A 19553-nucleotide genomic window follows, 5' to 3' on the forward strand; every position below is an offset into this window, starting at 1 on the left:
TTAGTTTAAACAACTGTAAACCAAAGAAACCTTACACTAAAATTATTGACCGTAATACGAATCCTTTCCGTGTTTGCGCTCGTAATGTTTTTTGATTAAAGAATCCTTCAATCTAGGGGCATTTGGATTAATTTGTAAGGTTAGATAGGCCATTTCGGCAACTACTTCAAGTACTTTACTGTTGTAAACCGCTTTGGCAGCGTTTTTTCCCCAAGCAAAAGGGCCGTGATTGCCAATCAATACCATTTCCACTTCTTCATAAGAAAGGTTTTTTTCTTTGAAACAATCCAAAATTTGGATTCCTGTATTGTGTTCGTAATTTCCTTCAATAAGTGAATCGGCCATTGGTGGCGCACAAGGGATGTCTGCCGTTAAATGATCGGCGTGAGTGGTTCCAAAAATCGGAATATCGAGTTGCGATTGAGCCCAAGCTACAGAGTAAGTTGCATGGGTATGAGCTACTCCGCCAATGTTAGGCCAGTTTTTATACAAATAAGCATGCGTTTTGGTATCCGATGATGGACGCATAGTTCCTTCGATGATGTTGTTGTCAAAGTCAAGTATCACCATATCTTCGGGTTTTAAGTCTTCATAAGGTACACCACTTGGTTTGATGGCAAAAACCCCTTTTTCTCGATCTACCGCACTTACATTGCCAAAAGTATATACGACCAAATTCAAAGCATTCAGTTGCATATTGGCTTCATAACATTCTTGTTTCAGGTCTTTATATAGCGTGCTCATAGTGTTGGTTTTTTAGGGACGGATCAGCAAATTGACTTAATTGTTCGTAGGCTAATAGCAGTTTATTGTAAGCGGCCACTTTGTCTAGCTGTGGTAAATATTCGCTTTCGAAATCGCTTCCCATTTTTTGACTGGCTTCGATTACGTTGGGGTAAATACCTGCGGCAACAGCGGCATAAATGGCGGCTCCCAAAGCTGGAGTTTGATCTGAAGCAGCCACTTTGATGGGTTTGTTCAGCACATTTGCCAAAGTTTGCATGATAAAAGGCGATTTTCTTGCTACACCACCAATACCAATAACGCTATTGATTTTCACGCCTTCTTCTTCAAAGCGATCTACAATTTTTTTAGAGCCAAAACAGATGGCATTCACTAATGATTTAAATAAATGTGGGGCTTTGGTACCCAATGATAAATTGGATAGGGCACTTTTCAATTCTTGATTGGCATCGGGAGTTCGTCTTCCGTTAATCCAGTCTAAAGCAATGGGCACACTTTCTGATAATGGAATTTTTTCTGCTTCGGCAGTTAGTTCTATAATAAGTTTATCACTGATTTCTGTTCTTAACGCATCTTTTTGCGAAGGTGTCAAAAGGGTAGAAGAGGCCAACACTTTTTCTGTAGGCCACATTAGTAATTCTTTGTACCAAGCCAATAAGTCACCAAAGGCAGATTGCCCTGCTTCTAGTCCAATAAATCCTGGGATTACAGAGCCATCTACTTGTCCGCAAATGCCACGAACAGTTTTGGCTCCTATTGATGCCTTGGTATCTACAATGATATCACAAGTTGAGGTTCCCATAACGCGTACCAAAGTATGTTCTTCGATTTTTGCACCTACCGCTCCCGAATGCGCATCAAATGTTCCTACAGCAATGAGTGTATCAGTGGTAAGTCCCAATCGAGTTGCCCATTCTTGACTTAGATTTCCAGCTACTATATCCGAAGTATAGGTTTCGTCGTAGAGTTTCCCTCTCAAAGAGGCCAAATAGGGATCTAATTTTGCCAAGAATTCTTCTGGTGGAAGGCCGTTCCAGTCTTCGTGCCACATTGCTTTATGTCCGGCGGCACAACGAGAGCGTTTGAATGTTTTTAAATCTTTGGAATCAATTAGTAAATAAGTCATCAAATCACAGTGTTCCATCCAAGTATAGGTGGCATTTTTTACGGCTTCATCTTGACGAGCAATGTGTAAGATTTTTGCCCAAAACCATTCCGAAGAATAAATTCCTCCTTCGTATTTGGTGAAATTTTCTCCTCCCCAGTTGGCCGCTAGTTCATTGATTTCGTTGGCTTCGTTTATGGCGGTGTGGTCTTTCCAGAGAATCATCATCGCATTAGGATTCTCCTCAAAACCTTTGGTAAGCGCTAGAGGAGTGCCGTCTTGGACCACAGGAATTGGGGAAGAACCTGTGGTGTCAATACAAATACTTTTGATTTGTGAAGGTGACACATTTCCTGAAGCAACTACTTGTTGTATAGTGTTTTCTAATCCTTCGATATGATCCAAAGGATGTTGGCGAAATTGGTTGATCGCAGCGTTACAATACTGTTTATTTTTCCATCTTTGATAATAATGAACATTAGACGCTATTTCTTGTCCGTTATCAGTATCAATCAACACCGCACGAACAGAGTCTGTTCCGTAATCAAGACCTATTACATAGTTTTTCATTGTCATATTCTTTAAATCTGATAACAAATATACTCTTTTTTGTTTTATAAGTGTTTAATAAACACTTAATAATTTATGGCAATTATCTTTTTATTAAATGCTAAGTAAATCAAGGCTTTTTGGTGATAAAGTGTATGCTTTTTATAACCAATTCTTTGATTTACTAAGATTATTTCATCTTTATTTTTAAAACGGTTACCGAGTAAGCCGCTAGATTTAAATTGGCATCAGTTCCGTTAAGGGTAAGCATGCTTGTGATGGGGCTAATTTTCTTAGGTGTTGCAAATGAATTTTCATCATTTAATTGATCTCCTTTTAAGGTGATTAGTTCTCCTTTTGATTCCAATTTGGCATTTTTGAAGTTCAAATTCACTTTTTGAGGGGTATCTTTGGTATTGACAATTTTTACGATTACCTCTTTGGTATTGACATCTTTCACTGCCGATGCAAACAGGTCGTTTTGCCCTGTAATGGCTTTTCCTTTTTCGGTAATGGTAATTAAATCTGTTCCTTTATTATTCGAGAACAGTTGTTGTACATAATAATTTGGTGTTCCAAAAGATTCTAAATTGTTAAACCAAATCATATCGGGTGTCCATTGCCATCCTTCTTCGTGAGCTAATAGCGGTGCATAGGAGGTAAGGTGAACTACTTCGGCATTGCGCTCCATTCCGGTGATAAAAGCAGCTTCAGAGAAAGCACATTCCCAATTGTTTTTATTGTCAGGACTAGCAATTTCTACACTTTGTGCAGCATATTCTCCAGCGAATATTTTGGGTCCTTTGCGATCATAGCTGTCATAACGAGTAGCATTTTTTCGGAACCATTCTGGACTTTTGTAATAATGCTCATCCACAATTTCGGCATTAAGTTTTTTGAGTTCAGAATGAGCGTAGTCAAAATAATCTCCTTCGGGAAAAGGACCAGAGCCAGAAACAATAATGATACTAGGGTATTTAGCTTTGATAGCCTTTTCGAAAACTTTAAAGCGCTCGATATAATCAGGCCCCCATTGCTCGTTACCAACTCCAATATGTTTTAGATTAAAGGGTTTGGGGTGTCCCATTTCTGAACGGATTTTTCCCCAAGGAGTAGTTACATCGCCATTGGCAAACTCGATGAGGTCTAAGGCGTCTTGTACATAAGGGTCTAATTTTTCCATTGGAACTAATTCACCAGTATTAAACTGACAGGCCATACCACAACTTAAGATAGGTAGTGGTGCGGCTCCAATATCTTCTGAAAGGAGAAAGTATTCATAAAATCCAAGACCAAAACTTTGAAAATAGTCTGGTGTTGGTTTGTGAGCAAACTCGGTATTCCATCTGTTGATTAAAGTTTCTCTTTTTGCTACTTCACCTACGGTTTTTTTCCATTGATAGCGTTGTGCTAGTGTTCTTCCTTCTACAATACAACCGCCAGGAAAACGAAGAAAACCAGGTTTTAGATCGTATAAAAGTTGCACTAAATCTTTACGCATTCCGTTTTTTCTTCCTTTCCAAGTATCTTCTGGGAAAAGAGAAATCATGTCTAAATCTAGTACGCCAGTTCCTTCAAAAGTGATTTTGATTCTGGCTTTGGCTTCTGTTTTTGTAGCAATTAGTTGGGAGGTATAATTGGTCCAATTGGATGCAGTAGGAGTGATAGAGGATTCTCCGAGAACAGTATTGTTTTTGTCAATGAATTGGATTTTTATTTTGGAAATATTCCCTGATTCTTTGGCTGCATTGAGCGATATATTGTATCGGGCGTCTTTTTTAATTCCCATTCCTCTAAATCCTTCATTGATGAGTTCATATCCTTTGGGTTCGTTGATGGTTACACGGCAATAGCTATGATTGGTGCCTTCGGTAGCGTATTTTATGATTTTCGCAATTCCCGAGTTTGTGTTTAACTTGTGTCGGTCGCTGTTAGGTTCTTGCCAGCCCATAAAAGGCAGTTCGAATTCGAAGGAGCGATTTTTGATCATTTCGGCATACAAACCACCATCGGCGGCGAAGTTGATGTCTTCAAAAAATACCCCGTACATGGTGGGCTGAATTTTGGTGACCGATTTTCCAACTTCTACTTCAAATGTATTGGTTTGCGCCATGCCATATACACCACTTAGTAAAAGACCGCATAGGGTTATTTTTGTGATTAGCTTTGATTTCATATTTTGTTACTTTATTTCTATTTTTTATAAATAATCTAAGTTTCTTAGGTACTCTTTTTATTTCTTATCTATCCAAACTTTCATTTTTCCAACCCCTCTATTGGACCATGAGTAGTAAGGAATGGCTTTTAGGTTTGAATTTTCAATTATATTAATTCCGTTGAGAAAACTAGGGGTATATGTTACTTTGAAAGTTTCTGATGGATTGATTTTTATGGCATCGAAGCTGTCTTTGTTATCCATTTCTTCTATTGCATATACAATGGGGCCATATTCTAGTGCCATTTTATCTTTGTTGGTCACTACTTTTTCATTGGTGATAACTTTTTGAACTTCCATTGGAAAATCCATCGCAATAGCATCCCCTTTTTTCCATTTTCGATGGATGCTTATGTATCCTTCATTTTCTTTGCCTTCAAAAGGGATTCCATTTATAGTTACCTTAGTTTTTGCAGTAGAAGTGTTGGCATAATGATACAAATCTCCAGGAATTACTTGATTCCTTGCCCATCCTGGAATTCGTAATTTGAGGGTGAATGTTGCTGTGTTTTTTGGAGTAACAGCTAGTGTAACTTTCCCATTCCAAGGGTAATTGGTTTGTTGACTAATCTCTAATTCGGTTTTTTCTAATGTTACTTTGGCGGTATTCGAAGCGTATAAATTTACATAAAGGGTGTTTTTGCTTTGAGAATAAATCAATCCAGGAATCGAGGGAATAAACCGAATCAAGTTCGTAGGACAGCATGAACAATCAAACCATGATTGACGGGTGCAGGATCCCCTGTTGTTTTTGTGTATTCCATCAGACTCTAAAGCATTGGGATAGAAAAATTGTTTTCCGTCTAGGGATATTCCAGAGATTAATCCGTTGTATAAAGAGCGTTCAATTACATCGAAATAATCAGATTTTCCAGTCAAGTTGTGCAATCTGTGATTCCAATATACATCACCAATAGCGGCACAAGTTTCGTTGTAAGCAGTAAGATTGGGCAATTCGTAGTTTTCGCCAAAAGCTTCTCCATCATGTTTGGCTCCAATACCACCAGTGAGGTACATTTTTTTGTTAACCATGTTTGTCCATAAATTATTTACCGCATTCAAGTAGTTTTTGTCGTTGTATATTGCAGCAATATCAGTCATTCCTGCATACATATAAACAGCTCTTACTGCGTGACCTACTGCTTCTTTTTGTTGGATAACCGGAATGTCATCTTGGGAATAAGCTCCATATAACTTATGATTTTTTGGATTTCCTCTATTATCGAGATAATACTTCGCTAGTTTTAGATAGGCTTTGTTTTTGGTAATTTGATATAGATTTACTAATCCAGTTTCTACTATTTGATGGCCAGGAACGCCATGCACTTGATGGGGTTGATCTCCAAAAGTTTGTACTAGTAGGTTTGCATTTTTAATCGCAATATCCAAAAAGTTTCTTTTGTTAGTGGCTTTATAATGCACTACCGCCGCTTCGATTAAATGACCAGAATTGTATAATTCATGACTAGATATTAATGATTCCCATTTTTTGCCTGTTACGGTTTTTACCCAAGGAGCAGGTGGCTTCATTGGATTTATTGTTCTCCAAGTTGTTAAGTAGCCGTCTTTTTCTTGACCTATTTTGATAATAGCAATCAAAGCATCTAGTTGTTTTTCTAATTTTGGATTGGGTTCGCTAATCAATGTGTTTGAGGCGCCTTCAATAATTTTGTACACATCGGTATCATCAAAGGGGAATTGACCTTTTACCTCGCCTTTCATTTGTCCGCCAGCAATCAAAAAGTTGTCCAAACGCCCTTCTTCTTTACATTTTTGAATGGCATATTCTATGGTTACTTCTTGTACTATTTTAATAATGGGTAACCAAAAAGCATCTGTTAGTTTTACCTGTTGAATATTGACAGGAGTTATCGCATATCCTTTTGGAGGAAGTGCTTTGGTTTTTTTAGGTGGAATTCCTTTCCATGACGCAAAAACTATTGGTAATAGTAATAGAAAACTTAGGGAGGATATTAATTTTTTCATGTTTTTTATTTTAATGAAGGCCAATCTTCAGTGTCCCAGAGTATTTCTTTTATAATCAATTTTGGGGTGCCGTTAGACTTTTTTTCGTAACCATGGTAAAAAATATAATCTTTGTTGTCAAAAGTATAGACGCTGTTGTGGCCTACGCCAAAATAGTTTTCGTCTCCTTCTACCACTAAACTACCTCCTCCTTCAGCGAGTGATTTCCCGGTTTTGTCTACATAAGGACCAGTCGGGTTTTTGGATCTTCCTACTACCACTTTGTATGTGCTTTTGTCTCCTCTACAGCACAAATCCCATGAAAGAAATAGATAATAATATCCCTTTTTCTTAAAGATAAATGGCGCTTCGAGTGCAGCATCACCAGGATCGGTGTCGGGTAAATCAAAAGAGCGTTTGCGTTTGGCAATGGTGTGCCATTCTTGTGGGTTAGCAATAGATTTCAAATCTGGATTAAGTTTCACCATTTTTAGTCCTTCCCAAAAAGAGCCAAAAGTTAACCAATGGGTGTTGCTATCGTCAAAAACCAAATTGGGATCAATGGCATTCCACATATCGCGATTCGGTTGTGACTGGATCACAATACCATGGTCAATCCATTTATAGGCGGGGTCTTTGGGGTTTAAAGTTGTATTAGTCGCTACACCAATAGCAGATGTGTTTTTGGCGAAAGCCGAGACAGAGTAATACAAGTAATATGTATTATTATGAAAAGAGATATCAGGTGCCCAAATATGGTTGTCAAAATTGGGAACCACGACATCTACCCAGTGCGGTTTTTCTTTAAAGATAGGAGGCTCTGGTTGCCAGTTTTTTAAATCTTTGGAACTTAAAACGCTGATGCCTTTACCCGTACAGTACAGATAGTAGGTGTCTTTTTGTTTGATAACCACAGGATCATGAACCATATTGTTTTGCGCCAATGATACAGTGGTTATGAGTAGCATAAATAGGGCAAGTGGAGTCGCTATTTTTTTGTGAAATTTCATTGCATGTATTTTTTTTTAAACTAAAACAAGGTTTTTATTGAATGCCTTCGGTGGTCATTACTACCCGTTTCATCGTGCCATCTTTGTTGTAGAACAATTGATCTACACAAACTGATCTTCTAAAACTACCCCCATTGGGTTGTATCGCTCCATTGTGATAAATGAAATAATCTTTCCCTTTAAAGGCAATGATTGATTGATGATTTGTGTTTGAGTTACCAGCAAGTTCATTTAGAATGCCTTTGAACTCCCATGGTCCGTTGATAGATTTGCTCATGGCATAGGCTATTTTTTCAGGAAATTGGTAAGCATAGGATAAATAATACCATTGCTTATGTTTGTGAATCCAAGGAGCTTCGGTGAAATGGGGCAAGGAAATGGTTTGAATAGGACCTTCCATTTCGAGCATGTTTTCTTTTAGTTTAACGTAATGACAAACGGAATTCCCCCAAAACAAATAAGCCTGACTATCTGAATCGATAAATATGGTTGGGTCAATATCATCCCAATCAATTTTAGTTTGAGTGGTCATGTCATTCGTAATAAGTGCTTTTCCTAGGGCATCTTTAAACGGACCTGTAGGAGTATCAGCAACAGCAATACCTATAGCTTTACCGTTAATGGTTTTATGAGAAACGGTCACATACCAGTAGAATTTTCCGTTTCTTTCTATGACTTGTGAGGCCCAAGCGTCTCCAGAAGCCCATTCAAAATCGGTCACTTTGAGCGGTACAGGATGTTCTTGCCATTGCTTCATGTCTGAGGATGAATAGACCAACCATTCGTTCATTTTATAAAAATTGAAATCGTTTGGTGCCTCATCATGACCTGCATAAAGATATACTTTGTCTTTGTATACCAATGCGGCAGGATCCCCAGTATACTTTTCGGTGATTATTGGGTTGTTCTCTTTCTTAATCTCAGCGGCTTTTGTAGCCTTGTTTTGTGCTGAGATTATGGCAATATTGCCAATAAGCAGAGGTACAATTAAAAGAACTTTCTTCATTGTTGTTCTTGTTTGGTTCTTGGAGTTAATTTGATTTTTTGCCCCAAAGTGATTGCCCACCAGAATTTAATCCAGTAAACGTTAGCGTCACTTTTCGGGTAGAGGCCTCCCAATCCCATGCATCTTTTACAATGCATTTATTTCCGTTAAAAGTTAAAATTTTGGTACTACTATCATACGCCCAAGTACCGGTTACCCCACCGCTTACTTTTTTGTCAGCAGTCATATAAACAGTTACTGCTTTTTGCATGGTTTTGTATTGATAATTCATAGTGATAAATTCCCATGTTCCAATGATATTAGCTTCTGTTATGCTTGTTTTTGGAACACCAGCATAGCGTTCTGGAGCTACTACAGGCCATCCATCTGGAGTCCATTCTATTTCGCGTACGTGTCCCATCATTACAGCATTCGAAACCGCTATTCCCGCTACACCTTCTGGTAGTCTTGCCTGAGAGGCGTAGTACCATTGTTTAGACGTGGGGTCTTGGAATACCGCACAATGAGCAAATCCTACCCAACCCGTGTGATTGTTGAATGCGTAAGGATGAGTCACTATTGGCCAAGTTTCGGCACCAGTAGTAACGCTTTGTCCGCTAATGGTAACATAAGGACCTAGAATACTTTTGGAACGAGCTACACGAGTATTGTAGGCCACCGAAAGTTCGTCGTAGGCTAGAAATAAATAGTAATACTGCGTGTCTGGATTATAGATAATTTCTGGACCTTCAAGCGCTTGCCAACGATTGGTGTTTACATTACCACGACCTGCAATTCGAACACCATAATCATCTATTGTTTTGAGTTGATAAGGTTTTCCAGTAGTTGGATTTAGTTTTACAGCAGCAATCCCTGAGTGCCAAGAACCATAAACAAGGTATTGTTCACCTTCGGGAGTTTCAATAAAACTTGGATCTATAGCATTAAATTTGAAATAGGCACCCCAATCATTTCCTCCATTTCGGACATAACTTTTTGCACCATCGGGTTCTGAACAAACGACCATGCCTTTATCGGTCCAATTATTAGAAGCCAAATCACTTGTTTCGGCAAGGCCAATAAAAGCACGCTCTGTCCAAGATGTATTGGTATCAGTACCAACAATTGGGTTGGTTACGACAATGCTATAATACATTCGGTATACATTGCCTACCTTTCTTACACAAGGTGCCCAAAAACCATAACTTGGATTGGTAATTGCGGGTAAAGCGGGATTCATTCTGGCTCTTTTGTTGTTTAAGGAATCCTTTACCCAAGCAGGTGCTTGTGTCATTGCAGCACCCATAAATTCCCAATTGATTAAATCTTTGGAACGTCTGTAAAAAAAGTGACCATTACCTTCATGTGCATTTCCATAGGAAGCATCGGTTTGGTACATGTAGTAGTATTCTCCACTTTTCTCTACTGATGGATCATGCACATTGGCCAAATTCCATTGTAAACGATTGCCCCATGAGGCGTTTACCGTATAATTGTCTGGGTAAGTAGGTCCTGCAAATGTAGATGGCGTAGGAGTTGGTGTAGGTGTAGGAGTTGTTGTTGGATCCGTTGTTGTGGGTTCATCTTTAGAACAACTAACCATAGTTATGATTAGTATAAATAGGCCTAGATGAATTATATTTTTTACAAATGCAGTTGCTTTTTTCATGACTTTCAGCTTTTATTTTCCTTCTAAAACCACTACAGCGAATGGAGGAATGGTGATTTGAAGTTTTCCATTTTTGTTTTCGAAACCTTTGAATGTATTGGTAGTAATTTTGTTTGGAGTATCAAAACTGTTGTAGTCTTGTAATTTAGCCGAGCTTAGTATAGTTCCTGTGAAGTTTTTTACTCCAAGTTCATTTACTGCAATTTCAATGGTATTTTTGTTCTTAGTGTCTAGATTTACTAGCGAAATATGAATAGTACCGTTGTTATTTTTTGAAGCCGATACGGATACTGCAGGAAGAGTTTCTCCATTAAAAGTATAGTTTGGTGATTGAAATGTTACAGGTATCAATTTAGCTTCTTGGTGTACGCTATACATTTTCATTACGTGATAGGTAGGCGTTACAATCATTTTGGCCTTATCTGTTAGAATCACAGCTTGCAATACATTGACACATTGAGCTAAATTGGCCATGCGCACTCTATCGGCGTGATTGTTAAAAATATTAAGTGTTGCCCCAGCTAAAACAGCATCACGCATTGTGTTTTGTTGATACAAGAATCCGGGATTGGTTCCTTTTTCTACCTCGTACCAAGCTCCCCATTCATCAACCATAATGGCTACTTTTTTCTCAGGATCGTATTTGTCCATAATAGCGCCATGTTTGGTCACTAATTCTTCCATTTTTAGTGCCGATTTCATGGTTTGGAAATATTGGTTTTCTGTAAAGTCTACACCGTCTCCTTTTTTATTCCAATCTATTACTGCATAGTGATGAACACCCACTCCGCCAAGCATATTCAGTGGGATGTTTTTCATTAAAACTTCAGTCCAATTATAATCGGCGCTATTGGAGCCAGAGGCAATACGTGTAATGCCTCCAGTATTTTCCCAATCAGACATGAAAGTGGCATACTTTCTATATTCACCAGCATAGTATTCAGCGGTCATGTTACCACCACAACCCCATGCTTCATTACCTATTCCCCAAAATTTAACTTTCCAAGGGGCTGTTCTACCATTTTTTTGACGCAAATCACTCATCGGACTTTTTCCGCTAAAGTTGGTGTATTGTACCCAATCTGCTAATTCTTGAACTGTACCACTTCCCACATTTCCAGAAAGATAGGGTTCTGCTCCAAGTGCTTCACATAGGTTGAGGAAGTCGTGGGTTCCAAAGCTATTGTCTTCGGTTGTACCTCCCCACCATTTATTGACTATGGTAGGTCTTTGTTCTTTCGGACCAATACCGTCTTTCCAGTGATAGGTATCAGCAAAACAACCGCCAGGCCATCTTAGATTTGGAATTTGAAGTTCTTTTAAAGCTTTTATAATATCATTTCTAACTCCGTTTGTGTTTGGTATTTTGGAAGTGTCACCAACAAAAAAGCCACCATAAATGGATCGTCCTAGGTGTTCAGCAAAATGGCCATAAATGTGTTTGCTTATAGTAGGTGATTCTTTGGTGTTTTGTAATGTAACGACAGTCACTTTATTTTGTGCCAAAACAAAGGAACTACATAGGGTAAGGGCAAAAAGTACTACTAATGATTTTTTCATGATAATGGGCTTTATGAAGAATGGAGGCTTTGGGTTTCTTCTGAATTTAATAAGAAAGTGTTGGCCAACCTCCTGACCAAGTAAAATAAACAATTTCAAGTTTTGGATTTCCGTTGTCGGCCCCATCGTAATAATGAACCGAGCCTTTTTGAGTTCCAACAATCCTAGACAAATGACCTGGGCCGATATAATTGCCTTGAGAAGCTAGAACAGTAGTGCCGCCTCCGCTTTTTAAGGAAACTCCATTTTTGTCAACAAATGGGCCAAATGGACTCGTAGAACGGCCTACAACAATATAGTAAGTGCTGTTTACTCCATTACAACACGAACCTCTATTTACAAATAAATAATAATAACTTCCTTCTTTGATTAAGCAAGGCGCTTCCCAACTGGCACTGTTTCCTCCTGCAACAATTGTTCTGCTACCAGTGGTTTTACCTGTCGAAGGATTAATTTGAATCACTCCAATACCCGCATGCCATGAACCATAAGCCATATACACATTTGAACCATCTACCAAAATCGATGGATCTATTGCATTGACATCCGAAGAAGAGGAAGAAGCGACCACCATACCTCTGTCGGTCCATTTTGTTCCAGCACTTTGTGAAATAGAAGGCGCTGTTACTAATCCGATTGTTGAAGTGGCTGAGCCAAATGTGGAGCACGAATAGTACATGTTCCAACGGTTATTAAACCAAGCAACGTCGGGTGCCCAAAAATTTTTGGTAAATCCTGAGACATAGCTTGTAATCCAGCTTGGAGTGGTCGTAAAAACAGAAGTTCCCCATGTCCAACTGTTTAAATTGCTAGAGTAGGTCATAGGAATGTTGTCTCCTGTGGTAAACACATAATAATTGACTCCGCTTTTTACAATGGTACTTGGGTCGTGTGAGGGAACCGTTCCGCTAACAGTTTTGGCCGTTTGATTTTGAGTCGGTGCTTTTGGATTTGTTGCAATGGCTTCACTTTGGGATTCTGGTGAATTTATTTCTTCGTTTTGGCAATTGGTTACTAAAAATCCAAATAGGATGATGAATGCTATTTTGTTTACTTTCTTCATGTGGTTTCTTGTTTTGTAGGTAACAGTTTTTTTTCTGGAATTTATTTAAAGGTATAAAATCATATGGTAACGGTCATTGTTACCATATGATTTTCAAAACTCAACTAACTCAAAATTTTATGTAAATACTAGTAGCCATCATTTTGTATGGTTCCAGGATTGTTGTCCATTTCTAATTGCGGAATTGGGAAGTACTCTCTACCAGAGGTGTAAGTGTTAAATTCAGCATCTCTAGATTTTAACCAAGCAAGTTTTGCTGGGTCTTGTAACCAGCCCCATCTACGAATGTCATCAAATCGGTGGCCTTCAAGAGGGAATTCTAAGAAGCGTTCATGAGCGATTTGATCTCTCATCTGTGCTTGGGTCATGCCTGGTTTTGTAGTCGCTAAATTAGGAAGTCCAACACGTGATCTAACCATTTGAATGTAAGTGTAAGCCCCAGGTGTATCGCCTGTTTCGTTCAAACACTCGGCATACATTAGCAATACATCAGCATAACGTAAAAGACGTTCGTTAATTCCGGATCTCCAATCATATTCGTTGGCAAATTGTCCGTCAGAATTTTGATATTTTCTACAAAATAAATCGTTCAAATCGGCTGGACTTTTGCTGTAAAAACTAGCAAAATCTTGACCGTATAATTGCATACCACCTGGTTTATTGTAAAACATCGTTGCGTCTAAACGTGGATCTACTGCTCCAGATGTCGTTTTCTCTATTTGATAATCATTATACAAGGCCCAAGTAGGTTGTACGTCAGTCCATCCGAAAGCTCTTGGTCCATAAGTAATAGCCCTAGCCGATGTTTTTCCCCATCCAGATGCAGGAGCACCGCCCCAACCTAAATCTACACCACCAGCTTCTCTGCTAAATTGTACTTCAAAAAGCGACTCAGAATTGTTTTCATTGGTAGTTGTAAAGTTATCACGATAGTTGCTAACTAATGCATAAACTCCCAAATCGATTACTTGTTTGAAAGCGGTTTTAGCATTGTTAAAATCTTTAGTAAATAGGTACACTTTTCCTAAATAGCCAAGTGCAGCACCCTTGGTAGCACGTCCTTTTTCACCTGCGTCTAAACCAGTAACATTGTTATATGTTACAGGTAGTAAATCTGCAGCTTGTTTAAAATCAGCAATTACTTGTGCCCAACCATCTGCTTGTGTTTTTTGAGGATAAAAAGTGGCAATATCCGTTGGAACAGGCACATTTTTGAACAGATTTACTGCGTGAAATAAATACAATCCTCTCAAAAAGTAGGCTTGTCCAAGTACTCTGTCTTTTAAACCTTTGTCGGCCATGTCTATGTTTGGTACATTTTTGAGGACTTGATTGGCTCTATAAATTCCTTGATAGTAGGTTTCATAAGCCCATCCGTAGATAGCTGGATTAGAAACATTAGAATTGAAACGCCCTACATTATACATTGCATCCCATGGACTGTTACTGCGGGTATCATCACCTTTTAGGTCTAATAAAAGCGGAGTACTTCTCATGTAAGTTCCATCTGTTAATAAGCTACTATAAGCGGCATTTACTCCTTCAATAGCATCCTGATCTGTTTTCCAGAAAGAGCCCGAAGTCTCTACGTTTGGATCTACTTGTAATAAATCTTCATTGTCTACACAGCTGGTCATCACTACAGATAGTGTAAAGAAGACTGTTAGATAATTATATATTTTATATTTCATTTTTATATTTTTTATGGGTTAGCTAAAATTAAAACTCAACTTCAATTCCTAATGAAACGGTTCTTGGATTTGGGAAGGAACCTGCGTCATAACCTCTTGAAAACAATCCATCGTTACTATTAAAGTCAGGATCGTACCCTTTGTATTTGCTTAAGATCAATAAGTTTTGTCCGTTGGCAAATATTTTTGCTTTTTGTATGAATTTAATACCTTCTAAAGGAATTTGATAACCAATTTGCATGGTTTGTAATTTAATATAATCTCCTTTTTCGATGAATCTATTAGAGTCTCTTGCGTTGGCATTAGGATCACCAATTATTGGTCTTGGTACATTGGTATCTGTATTTGTTGGTGTCCAATAATTCAGCATGTCAGTATGGTGGTTGCCATATTGTCCTAACATTAGGTTGCGATACATGGCATTGAATACTTTATGTCCGCCAGCTCCTTGCCAGAACATAGACAGATCCCAATTTTTGTAAGAAGCACTAAAGTTCAAACCATAACTGTATTTTGGAATGGTAACTCCTTGGTAAGTTCTGTCTAAGTCAGAAATCATTCCGTCTCCGTTTACATCTTTGAATTTCACATCTCCAGGTGCAGCATTTACTTGCGTTGGAGAAGTAGCTACATCAGCTGCATCTTTAAAAATTCCTGCAGTTTGGTAAGCATAAATTTCACCAATAGAACGACCTACTTCTGTTTTTGACGCTGCTCCATAAATTGGATTTCCGTCTAAACCAATTTGTAATACTTTGTTTTTCATTGTACCTAAGTTCGCTGAAATAGTATACTTGAATTCATTTTTATTATTGTTGTATGAAGCTGTAAATTCTAAACCATTATTTTTTACTGCTCCAGCATTTGTAACTACACTTGCAGGGAATGCTCCTGTAGAGAAAGGTAGTGGTACGCCAATCAATAAATCTGTTGATTTTTTCTCGTAGTATTCAGCTGTGAACTGAAGGGCATTGTCTAAAAATCCTAATTCAAGTGCCACGTTGGTTGTTTTGGTTTCTTCCCAATGAACATCTGGGTCAATGGCACTAACTACTGTTGTTCCAGGCGCCAATTCATTGTTGAAGTTATAACCTGCAAACGAGTTGGTTGTTGGAGAATAGGCGTAAGGACCTATGGTGTTGTTTCCTAAGATTCCATAACCACCTCTTAGTTTGATGTTGCTTACCCATTCTGGTAATTTTAGGAATTTCTCGTTGCTAATTTTCCATCCAGCAGAGAAAGAGTAAAAGTTTCCTGTGTTGTTTTCTTCACTAAATAATGAGGTTTTATCTTGTCTAAAGTTTACGGTTAACAAATAACGATCGTCATAAGCATAGTTCAATCTACTTAAGTATGAAATATTGGTTACTGTATTTTCATATTCTCCAGCACTTGTCGCATCAGCATATTCTAAGTGACTGATTTCTCCTGGTAGATAACCAACACCTCTTGACCAGTGGTTGTAATTATCGTTACGCTCTTGAACCCAACCTGCTAAAGCATCAATTTTATGTTTGTTGATGTCAACGTTATACGTCAATAAGTTGTTTAAGAAAGTTCTGGTTTGGCTTCCTGTTGAAACGTCTAATGAAGCTTCGTCATTTGTGGTAATGTAATACCAACCTAAATCACTTGGTGGAACAAATTTTCTATTTTGCCAGTTTAAGATATCAAAACTTGCATCGATTTTGTATTTCAATCCTTTGATGATTTCATATTCTCCCCAAATGTCACCTACAAAACGGTTGCGTTTGCTGTTGTTTGTAATAAGACTATTGTATCCAATTACGTTCATCGAAATAGCTCTTTGGGTTAAATTATCAGTTCCACCATAACCTCCAAGACGATTTGGGTCACGAACTGGCATGGTAGGTACCGCTCCTAATAAATCTGAAATGGGTGTTTGACCACCGTTGTATTCATTAAAGTTTTCTTTGTCAGATTGTGTAAAAGCAATTTTTGATCCGTATTTGAAGTTGCCTTTTTTGCCATGTAAATTCAAAGTAGTAGAATATCTAGTGTAATCTTGAGGTGTATTTACATATCCTTTGTTTTTGAAATAATCAACATTCAAGTTGTATCCTAAGCTTTCGGCACCTCCATTAAAGGTTAATGAGTGATTTTCTATAATTCCTGTTCCAAAAGCAGCGTCTTGCCAGTTTGTATTTACGTTATTAATATAAGAGGCGCTATTAGGATCATTACCTGGAGCTATAGCTAGGCCAGCATTTAGTTCCGCTGCGCTTGTAACTTTTTGGTATCCTAAACGATCTGTCAATGACCATTTTTGAGCTACATTTTGAAAACCTACTAATGATCTGTATTTAATGTCAAGTTTGCCTAATTTTCCTTTTTTGGTTGTAATAATTACTACCCCATTGGCTCCTCTAACTCCGTAGATAGCGGCAGATGATGCGTCTTTTAATACTTGCATTGACTCGATCTCACCAGTAGCAAAATCATAAGGACTGTCTACAATCATACCGTCTATCACAAATAACGGATTATTATTGCTAAAGGAATTGATGCCACGAATTTTGATGTTTACAAAACCTCCAGGCTCTCCCGAAGATTGTACGGTAACACCAGCTACTTGACCTTGCATCATCTTAGCAACATCATAAGTGACGGTTTTTTTAGCATCTTCCATTTTTATTACACTCACCGCACCAGTTAGGTCGGATTTTTTTTGCGTTCCGTAACCTACTACCACTACTTCATTAAGTGAGTTTATGTCTTCTCTTAGAGTTACTTTTAAATATGTGCTTGATCCTACTTGTACCTCTTGGTTTTTAAAACCGATAAATGAAAATACTAGGACATCATTTGAGGAGGCTTTGATAGTAAATTCTCCATCAAAACCAGTAGAAGTTACTCCTTTTGCTCCCTTCAAGGCTACATTCACACCTGCTAAAGGAAGATTGTCTGTACCGGAAGTTACAATTCCCTTTATTTCATTAAGCTGTTGCGCTGATACTGTATAGGAAGTGAACAGTATGATTAGTAACGCCACTAGCCATTCTTTTTTTAACAATAACGTATTGTTGAAAAAAAACAATCTTTGGTTTGTTATCATATTGGGTTAAATTAATTAGTTTGTTTATAAGTGTTATTTTTACATTTGTAAATATAATTAAAAAAAATTGATGTAAACAAATGTATTTGACAAAAAAAAGTTGATAAAAAAACAGATTTTTTAATTTTACTTATTTATTTAAGATTTCCTTTTGAAGTTTGTTTTAAAAAAGAGCCTTTTTTAATTAATTATTTGTGTAAAATTTACACTTTTTAATAAAAAGCTGTTTTTCTTTTACGAAAATCGTTTTCGTAATTTTTTTTAAAAAAGCTATAACGTTTTCGAAATTTCACATTCAAAGCCATTTAAAATGAACTTACCATAGGGTATTTCTTAATTTTTTTCTTTAGTTTTACTACTCTTATTCTTTTGAAAAGCTTCAGAATTATGATTTTAGCTTTTGCGAGGTAGGTAAAATTTAGATAAAAAAAAATAATAAGTGTTTTTTTGACATTAATTATTTCATTAAAAAACAAATAGAAGTTTATATATTTACCAAAAAATAAGAATTATGCTCAACAAGTATAGTGATACCGATAAAATTTTAGTTGCAGTAGATTGTATCATTTTTGGTTTTGATGCCGATGGTTTAAAAATACTTTTGATCAAAAGAGATTTTGAACCTGAAAAAGGGAAGTGGTCTTTGATAGGGGGATTTTTAAAAAATGACGAGGTTTTGGATACAGCTGCCATCCGTATTTTGAATACTTATACGGGACTGAATGATATTTATATGGAGCAATTGTACGCATATAGTGAAATTGACCGTGATCCTGTAGAACGAACGATTTCTGTATCATATTATGCTTTGATAAATATAGAAAATCATAATGCAGAGTTGATTAAAAATTATCATGCTCAATGGTTTAGTATGGCTGAAGTACCTAAATTAATTTTTGACCACGACAAAATGTTGCGTAATGCCATCCGAAGATTGCGTTATCGTACTTCGATAAAACCTATTGGTTTCGAGCTTTTGCCAGAAAAATTTACCATGCGTCAATTGTTAGAATTGTATGAAGCGATTTTGAGTAAAGAACTCGATAAGCGTAATTTTATAAGTAAAATAAATTCGCTTGATATATTGATAAAACTGGATGAAAAAGACATGAAATCCTCTCGAAAAGGTTCTTACTTGTATCGTTTTGACAAAGAAAAGTATGAAGAAAAACTTCTTAATGATTTTGTTCTTAATTTATAAAAAAAGCCCTGACGTATTTTTTAGTCAGGGCTTTTTCAATTAAAACCAAAAATTAAATCTAGTTTAGCTATTTCCTTTTTGATAATCCGCCAAAAAGGTAGCTAATCCAATGTCGGTTAATGGGTGTTTTAATAATCCCTCAATGGCACTCAATGGTCCTGTAATTACATCAGCTCCTGTTTTTGCACAATTTACAATATGCATTACATGGCGAACGGAGGCTGCTAAAATTTGAGTTTCAAAGCCGAAGTTGTCATAAATTAATCGGATATCATCAATTAAAGTCATACCGTCTGTAGAAACATCATCTAAGCGTCCTATAAAAGGAGAGACGTAGGTTGCACCAGCTTTTGCCGCTAATAAAGCTTGTCCCGCAGAGAAGACCAAGGTGCAATTGGTTTTTATTCCTTTGTTTGTAAAGTACTTTATGGCTTTGATTCCCTCTTTGATCATCGGAATTTTAACTACGATTTGAGGATGCAAAGCGGCCAACTTTTCGCCTTCGGCAACCATACCTTCAAAATCTGTGGCAATAACTTCGGCACTTACATCGCCATCTACTAATTCGCATATTTTTATATAGTGAGCCAAAATGTTTTCCGCTCCTGTAATTCCTTCTTTGGCCATCAATGATGGATTAGTGGTTACACCATCTAAAATGCCAAGATCGTTGGCTTCTTTAATGTCTTTTAGATTGGCAGTATCAATAAAAAATTTCAT

The 19553-nt window shown here is 37.4% G+C and carries 13 protein-coding genes; 1 reads left to right on the forward strand and 12 read right to left on the reverse strand.

All coding sequences use genetic code 11. The features are described from left to right. Nucleotides 1-42: 42 nt before the first annotated feature. The 11 genes from WFZ86_RS08810 to WFZ86_RS08860 form a co-directional block, all read right to left on the reverse strand. A complete protein-coding gene (locus tag WFZ86_RS08810) occupies nt 43-744 on the reverse strand; it encodes an L-ribulose-5-phosphate 4-epimerase (RefSeq protein ID WP_342691594.1) in 702 nt (233 codons plus the stop codon). Beyond that, entirely contained in the window at nt 728-2419 is a 1692-nt protein-coding gene (locus tag WFZ86_RS08815; RefSeq protein ID WP_342691595.1) for a ribulokinase, read from the reverse strand. Before WFZ86_RS08815 ends, WFZ86_RS08810 begins: the two co-directional genes overlap by 17 nt. 169 nt (nt 2420-2588) lie before the next feature. Further along, nucleotides 2589-4574 (reverse strand): alpha-L-arabinofuranosidase C-terminal domain-containing protein, encoded by a 1986-nt coding sequence (locus WFZ86_RS08820; protein ID WP_342691596.1) that lies wholly within the window; start codon nt 4572-4574, stop codon nt 2589-2591. 57 nt (nt 4575-4631) lie between these two features. Beyond that, complete coding sequence (locus WFZ86_RS08825; protein ID WP_342691597.1) at nt 4632-6599, reverse strand: glycoside hydrolase family 127 protein; 1968 nt, start codon at nt 6597-6599, stop codon at nt 4632-4634. 5 nt (nt 6600-6604) lie between these two features. Continuing rightward, on the reverse strand, nt 6605-7588 hold the full coding sequence (locus WFZ86_RS08830) for an arabinan endo-1,5-alpha-L-arabinosidase (RefSeq protein WP_342691598.1): 984 nt from the start codon (nt 7586-7588) through the stop codon (nt 6605-6607). Nucleotides 7589-7622: 34 nt separating this feature from the next. Then, nucleotides 7623-8594, reverse strand: a complete 972-nt coding sequence (locus WFZ86_RS08835; RefSeq protein ID WP_342691599.1) for a glycoside hydrolase family 43 protein — start codon at nt 8592-8594, stop codon at nt 7623-7625. Nucleotides 8595-8619: 25 nt separating this feature from the next. Continuing rightward, nucleotides 8620-10242 carry an arabinan endo-1,5-alpha-L-arabinosidase gene (locus tag WFZ86_RS08840; RefSeq protein WP_342691600.1) on the reverse strand — a complete coding sequence of 541 codons (1623 nt, stop codon included), beginning with the start codon at nt 10240-10242 and terminating at the stop codon, nt 8620-8622. A gap of 12 nt (nt 10243-10254) precedes the next feature. Beyond that, nucleotides 10255-11802 carry an alpha-N-arabinofuranosidase gene (locus tag WFZ86_RS08845; RefSeq protein ID WP_342691601.1) on the reverse strand — a complete coding sequence of 516 codons (1548 nt, stop codon included), beginning with the start codon at nt 11800-11802 and terminating at the stop codon, nt 10255-10257. A gap of 46 nt (nt 11803-11848) precedes the next feature. Further along, entirely contained in the window at nt 11849-12865 is a 1017-nt protein-coding gene (locus WFZ86_RS08850) for an arabinan endo-1,5-alpha-L-arabinosidase (RefSeq protein WP_342691602.1), read from the reverse strand. Nucleotides 12866-12993: 128 nt separating this feature from the next. Next, a complete protein-coding gene (locus WFZ86_RS08855) occupies nt 12994-14556 on the reverse strand; it encodes a RagB/SusD family nutrient uptake outer membrane protein (protein ID WP_342691603.1) in 1563 nt (520 codons plus the stop codon). 28 nt (nt 14557-14584) lie between these two features. Further along, nucleotides 14585-17632: a SusC/RagA family TonB-linked outer membrane protein gene (locus WFZ86_RS08860; protein ID WP_342691604.1), complete on the reverse strand. Its 3048-nt coding sequence runs from the start codon at nt 17630-17632 to the stop codon at nt 14585-14587. Between the two features lie 511 nt (nt 17633-18143). On the opposite strand from WFZ86_RS08860, the gene WFZ86_RS08865 reads away from it, so the two are divergent. Beyond that, nucleotides 18144-18833 (forward strand): NUDIX hydrolase, encoded by a 690-nt coding sequence (locus WFZ86_RS08865; RefSeq protein ID WP_342691605.1) that lies wholly within the window; start codon nt 18144-18146, stop codon nt 18831-18833. 63 nt (nt 18834-18896) lie between these two features. Here WFZ86_RS08865 and fsa read toward each other — a convergent pair whose 3' ends face one another. After that, nucleotides 18897-19553, reverse strand: a complete 657-nt coding sequence (gene fsa / locus WFZ86_RS08870; RefSeq protein WP_342691606.1) for a fructose-6-phosphate aldolase — start codon at nt 19551-19553, stop codon at nt 18897-18899.

It is taken from the genome of Flavobacterium polysaccharolyticum, from assembly GCF_038739875.1.
GTDB lineage: Bacteria > Bacteroidota > Bacteroidia > Flavobacteriales > Flavobacteriaceae > Flavobacterium > Flavobacterium polysaccharolyticum.

Coding starts and splice junctions, on each gene's coding strand:
- WFZ86_RS08860 (WP_342691604.1), bottom strand. CDS start 17,632: ATGATAACAAACCAAAGATTGTTTTTTTTCAACAATACGTTATTGTTA.
- fsa (WP_342691606.1), bottom strand. CDS start 19,553: ATGAAATTTTTTATTGATACTGCCAATCTAAAAGACATTAAAGAAGCC.
- WFZ86_RS08810 (WP_342691594.1), bottom strand. CDS start 744: ATGAGCACGCTATATAAAGACCTGAAACAAGAATGTTATGAAGCCAAT.
- WFZ86_RS08825 (WP_342691597.1), bottom strand. CDS start 6,599: ATGAAAAAATTAATATCCTCCCTAAGTTTTCTATTACTATTACCAATA.
- WFZ86_RS08840 (WP_342691600.1), bottom strand. CDS start 10,242: ATGAAAAAAGCAACTGCATTTGTAAAAAATATAATTCATCTAGGCCTA.
- WFZ86_RS08820 (WP_342691596.1), bottom strand. CDS start 4,574: ATGAAATCAAAGCTAATCACAAAAATAACCCTATGCGGTCTTTTACTA.
- WFZ86_RS08850 (WP_342691602.1), bottom strand. CDS start 12,865: ATGAAGAAAGTAAACAAAATAGCATTCATCATCCTATTTGGATTTTTA.
- WFZ86_RS08815 (WP_342691595.1), bottom strand. CDS start 2,419: ATGAAAAACTATGTAATAGGTCTTGATTACGGAACAGACTCTGTTCGT.
- WFZ86_RS08835 (WP_342691599.1), bottom strand. CDS start 8,594: ATGAAGAAAGTTCTTTTAATTGTACCTCTGCTTATTGGCAATATTGCC.
- WFZ86_RS08865 (WP_342691605.1), top strand. CDS start 18,144: ATGCTCAACAAGTATAGTGATACCGATAAAATTTTAGTTGCAGTAGAT.
- WFZ86_RS08845 (WP_342691601.1), bottom strand. CDS start 11,802: ATGAAAAAATCATTAGTAGTACTTTTTGCCCTTACCCTATGTAGTTCC.
- WFZ86_RS08855 (WP_342691603.1), bottom strand. CDS start 14,556: ATGAAATATAAAATATATAATTATCTAACAGTCTTCTTTACACTATCT.
- WFZ86_RS08830 (WP_342691598.1), bottom strand. CDS start 7,588: ATGAAATTTCACAAAAAAATAGCGACTCCACTTGCCCTATTTATGCTA.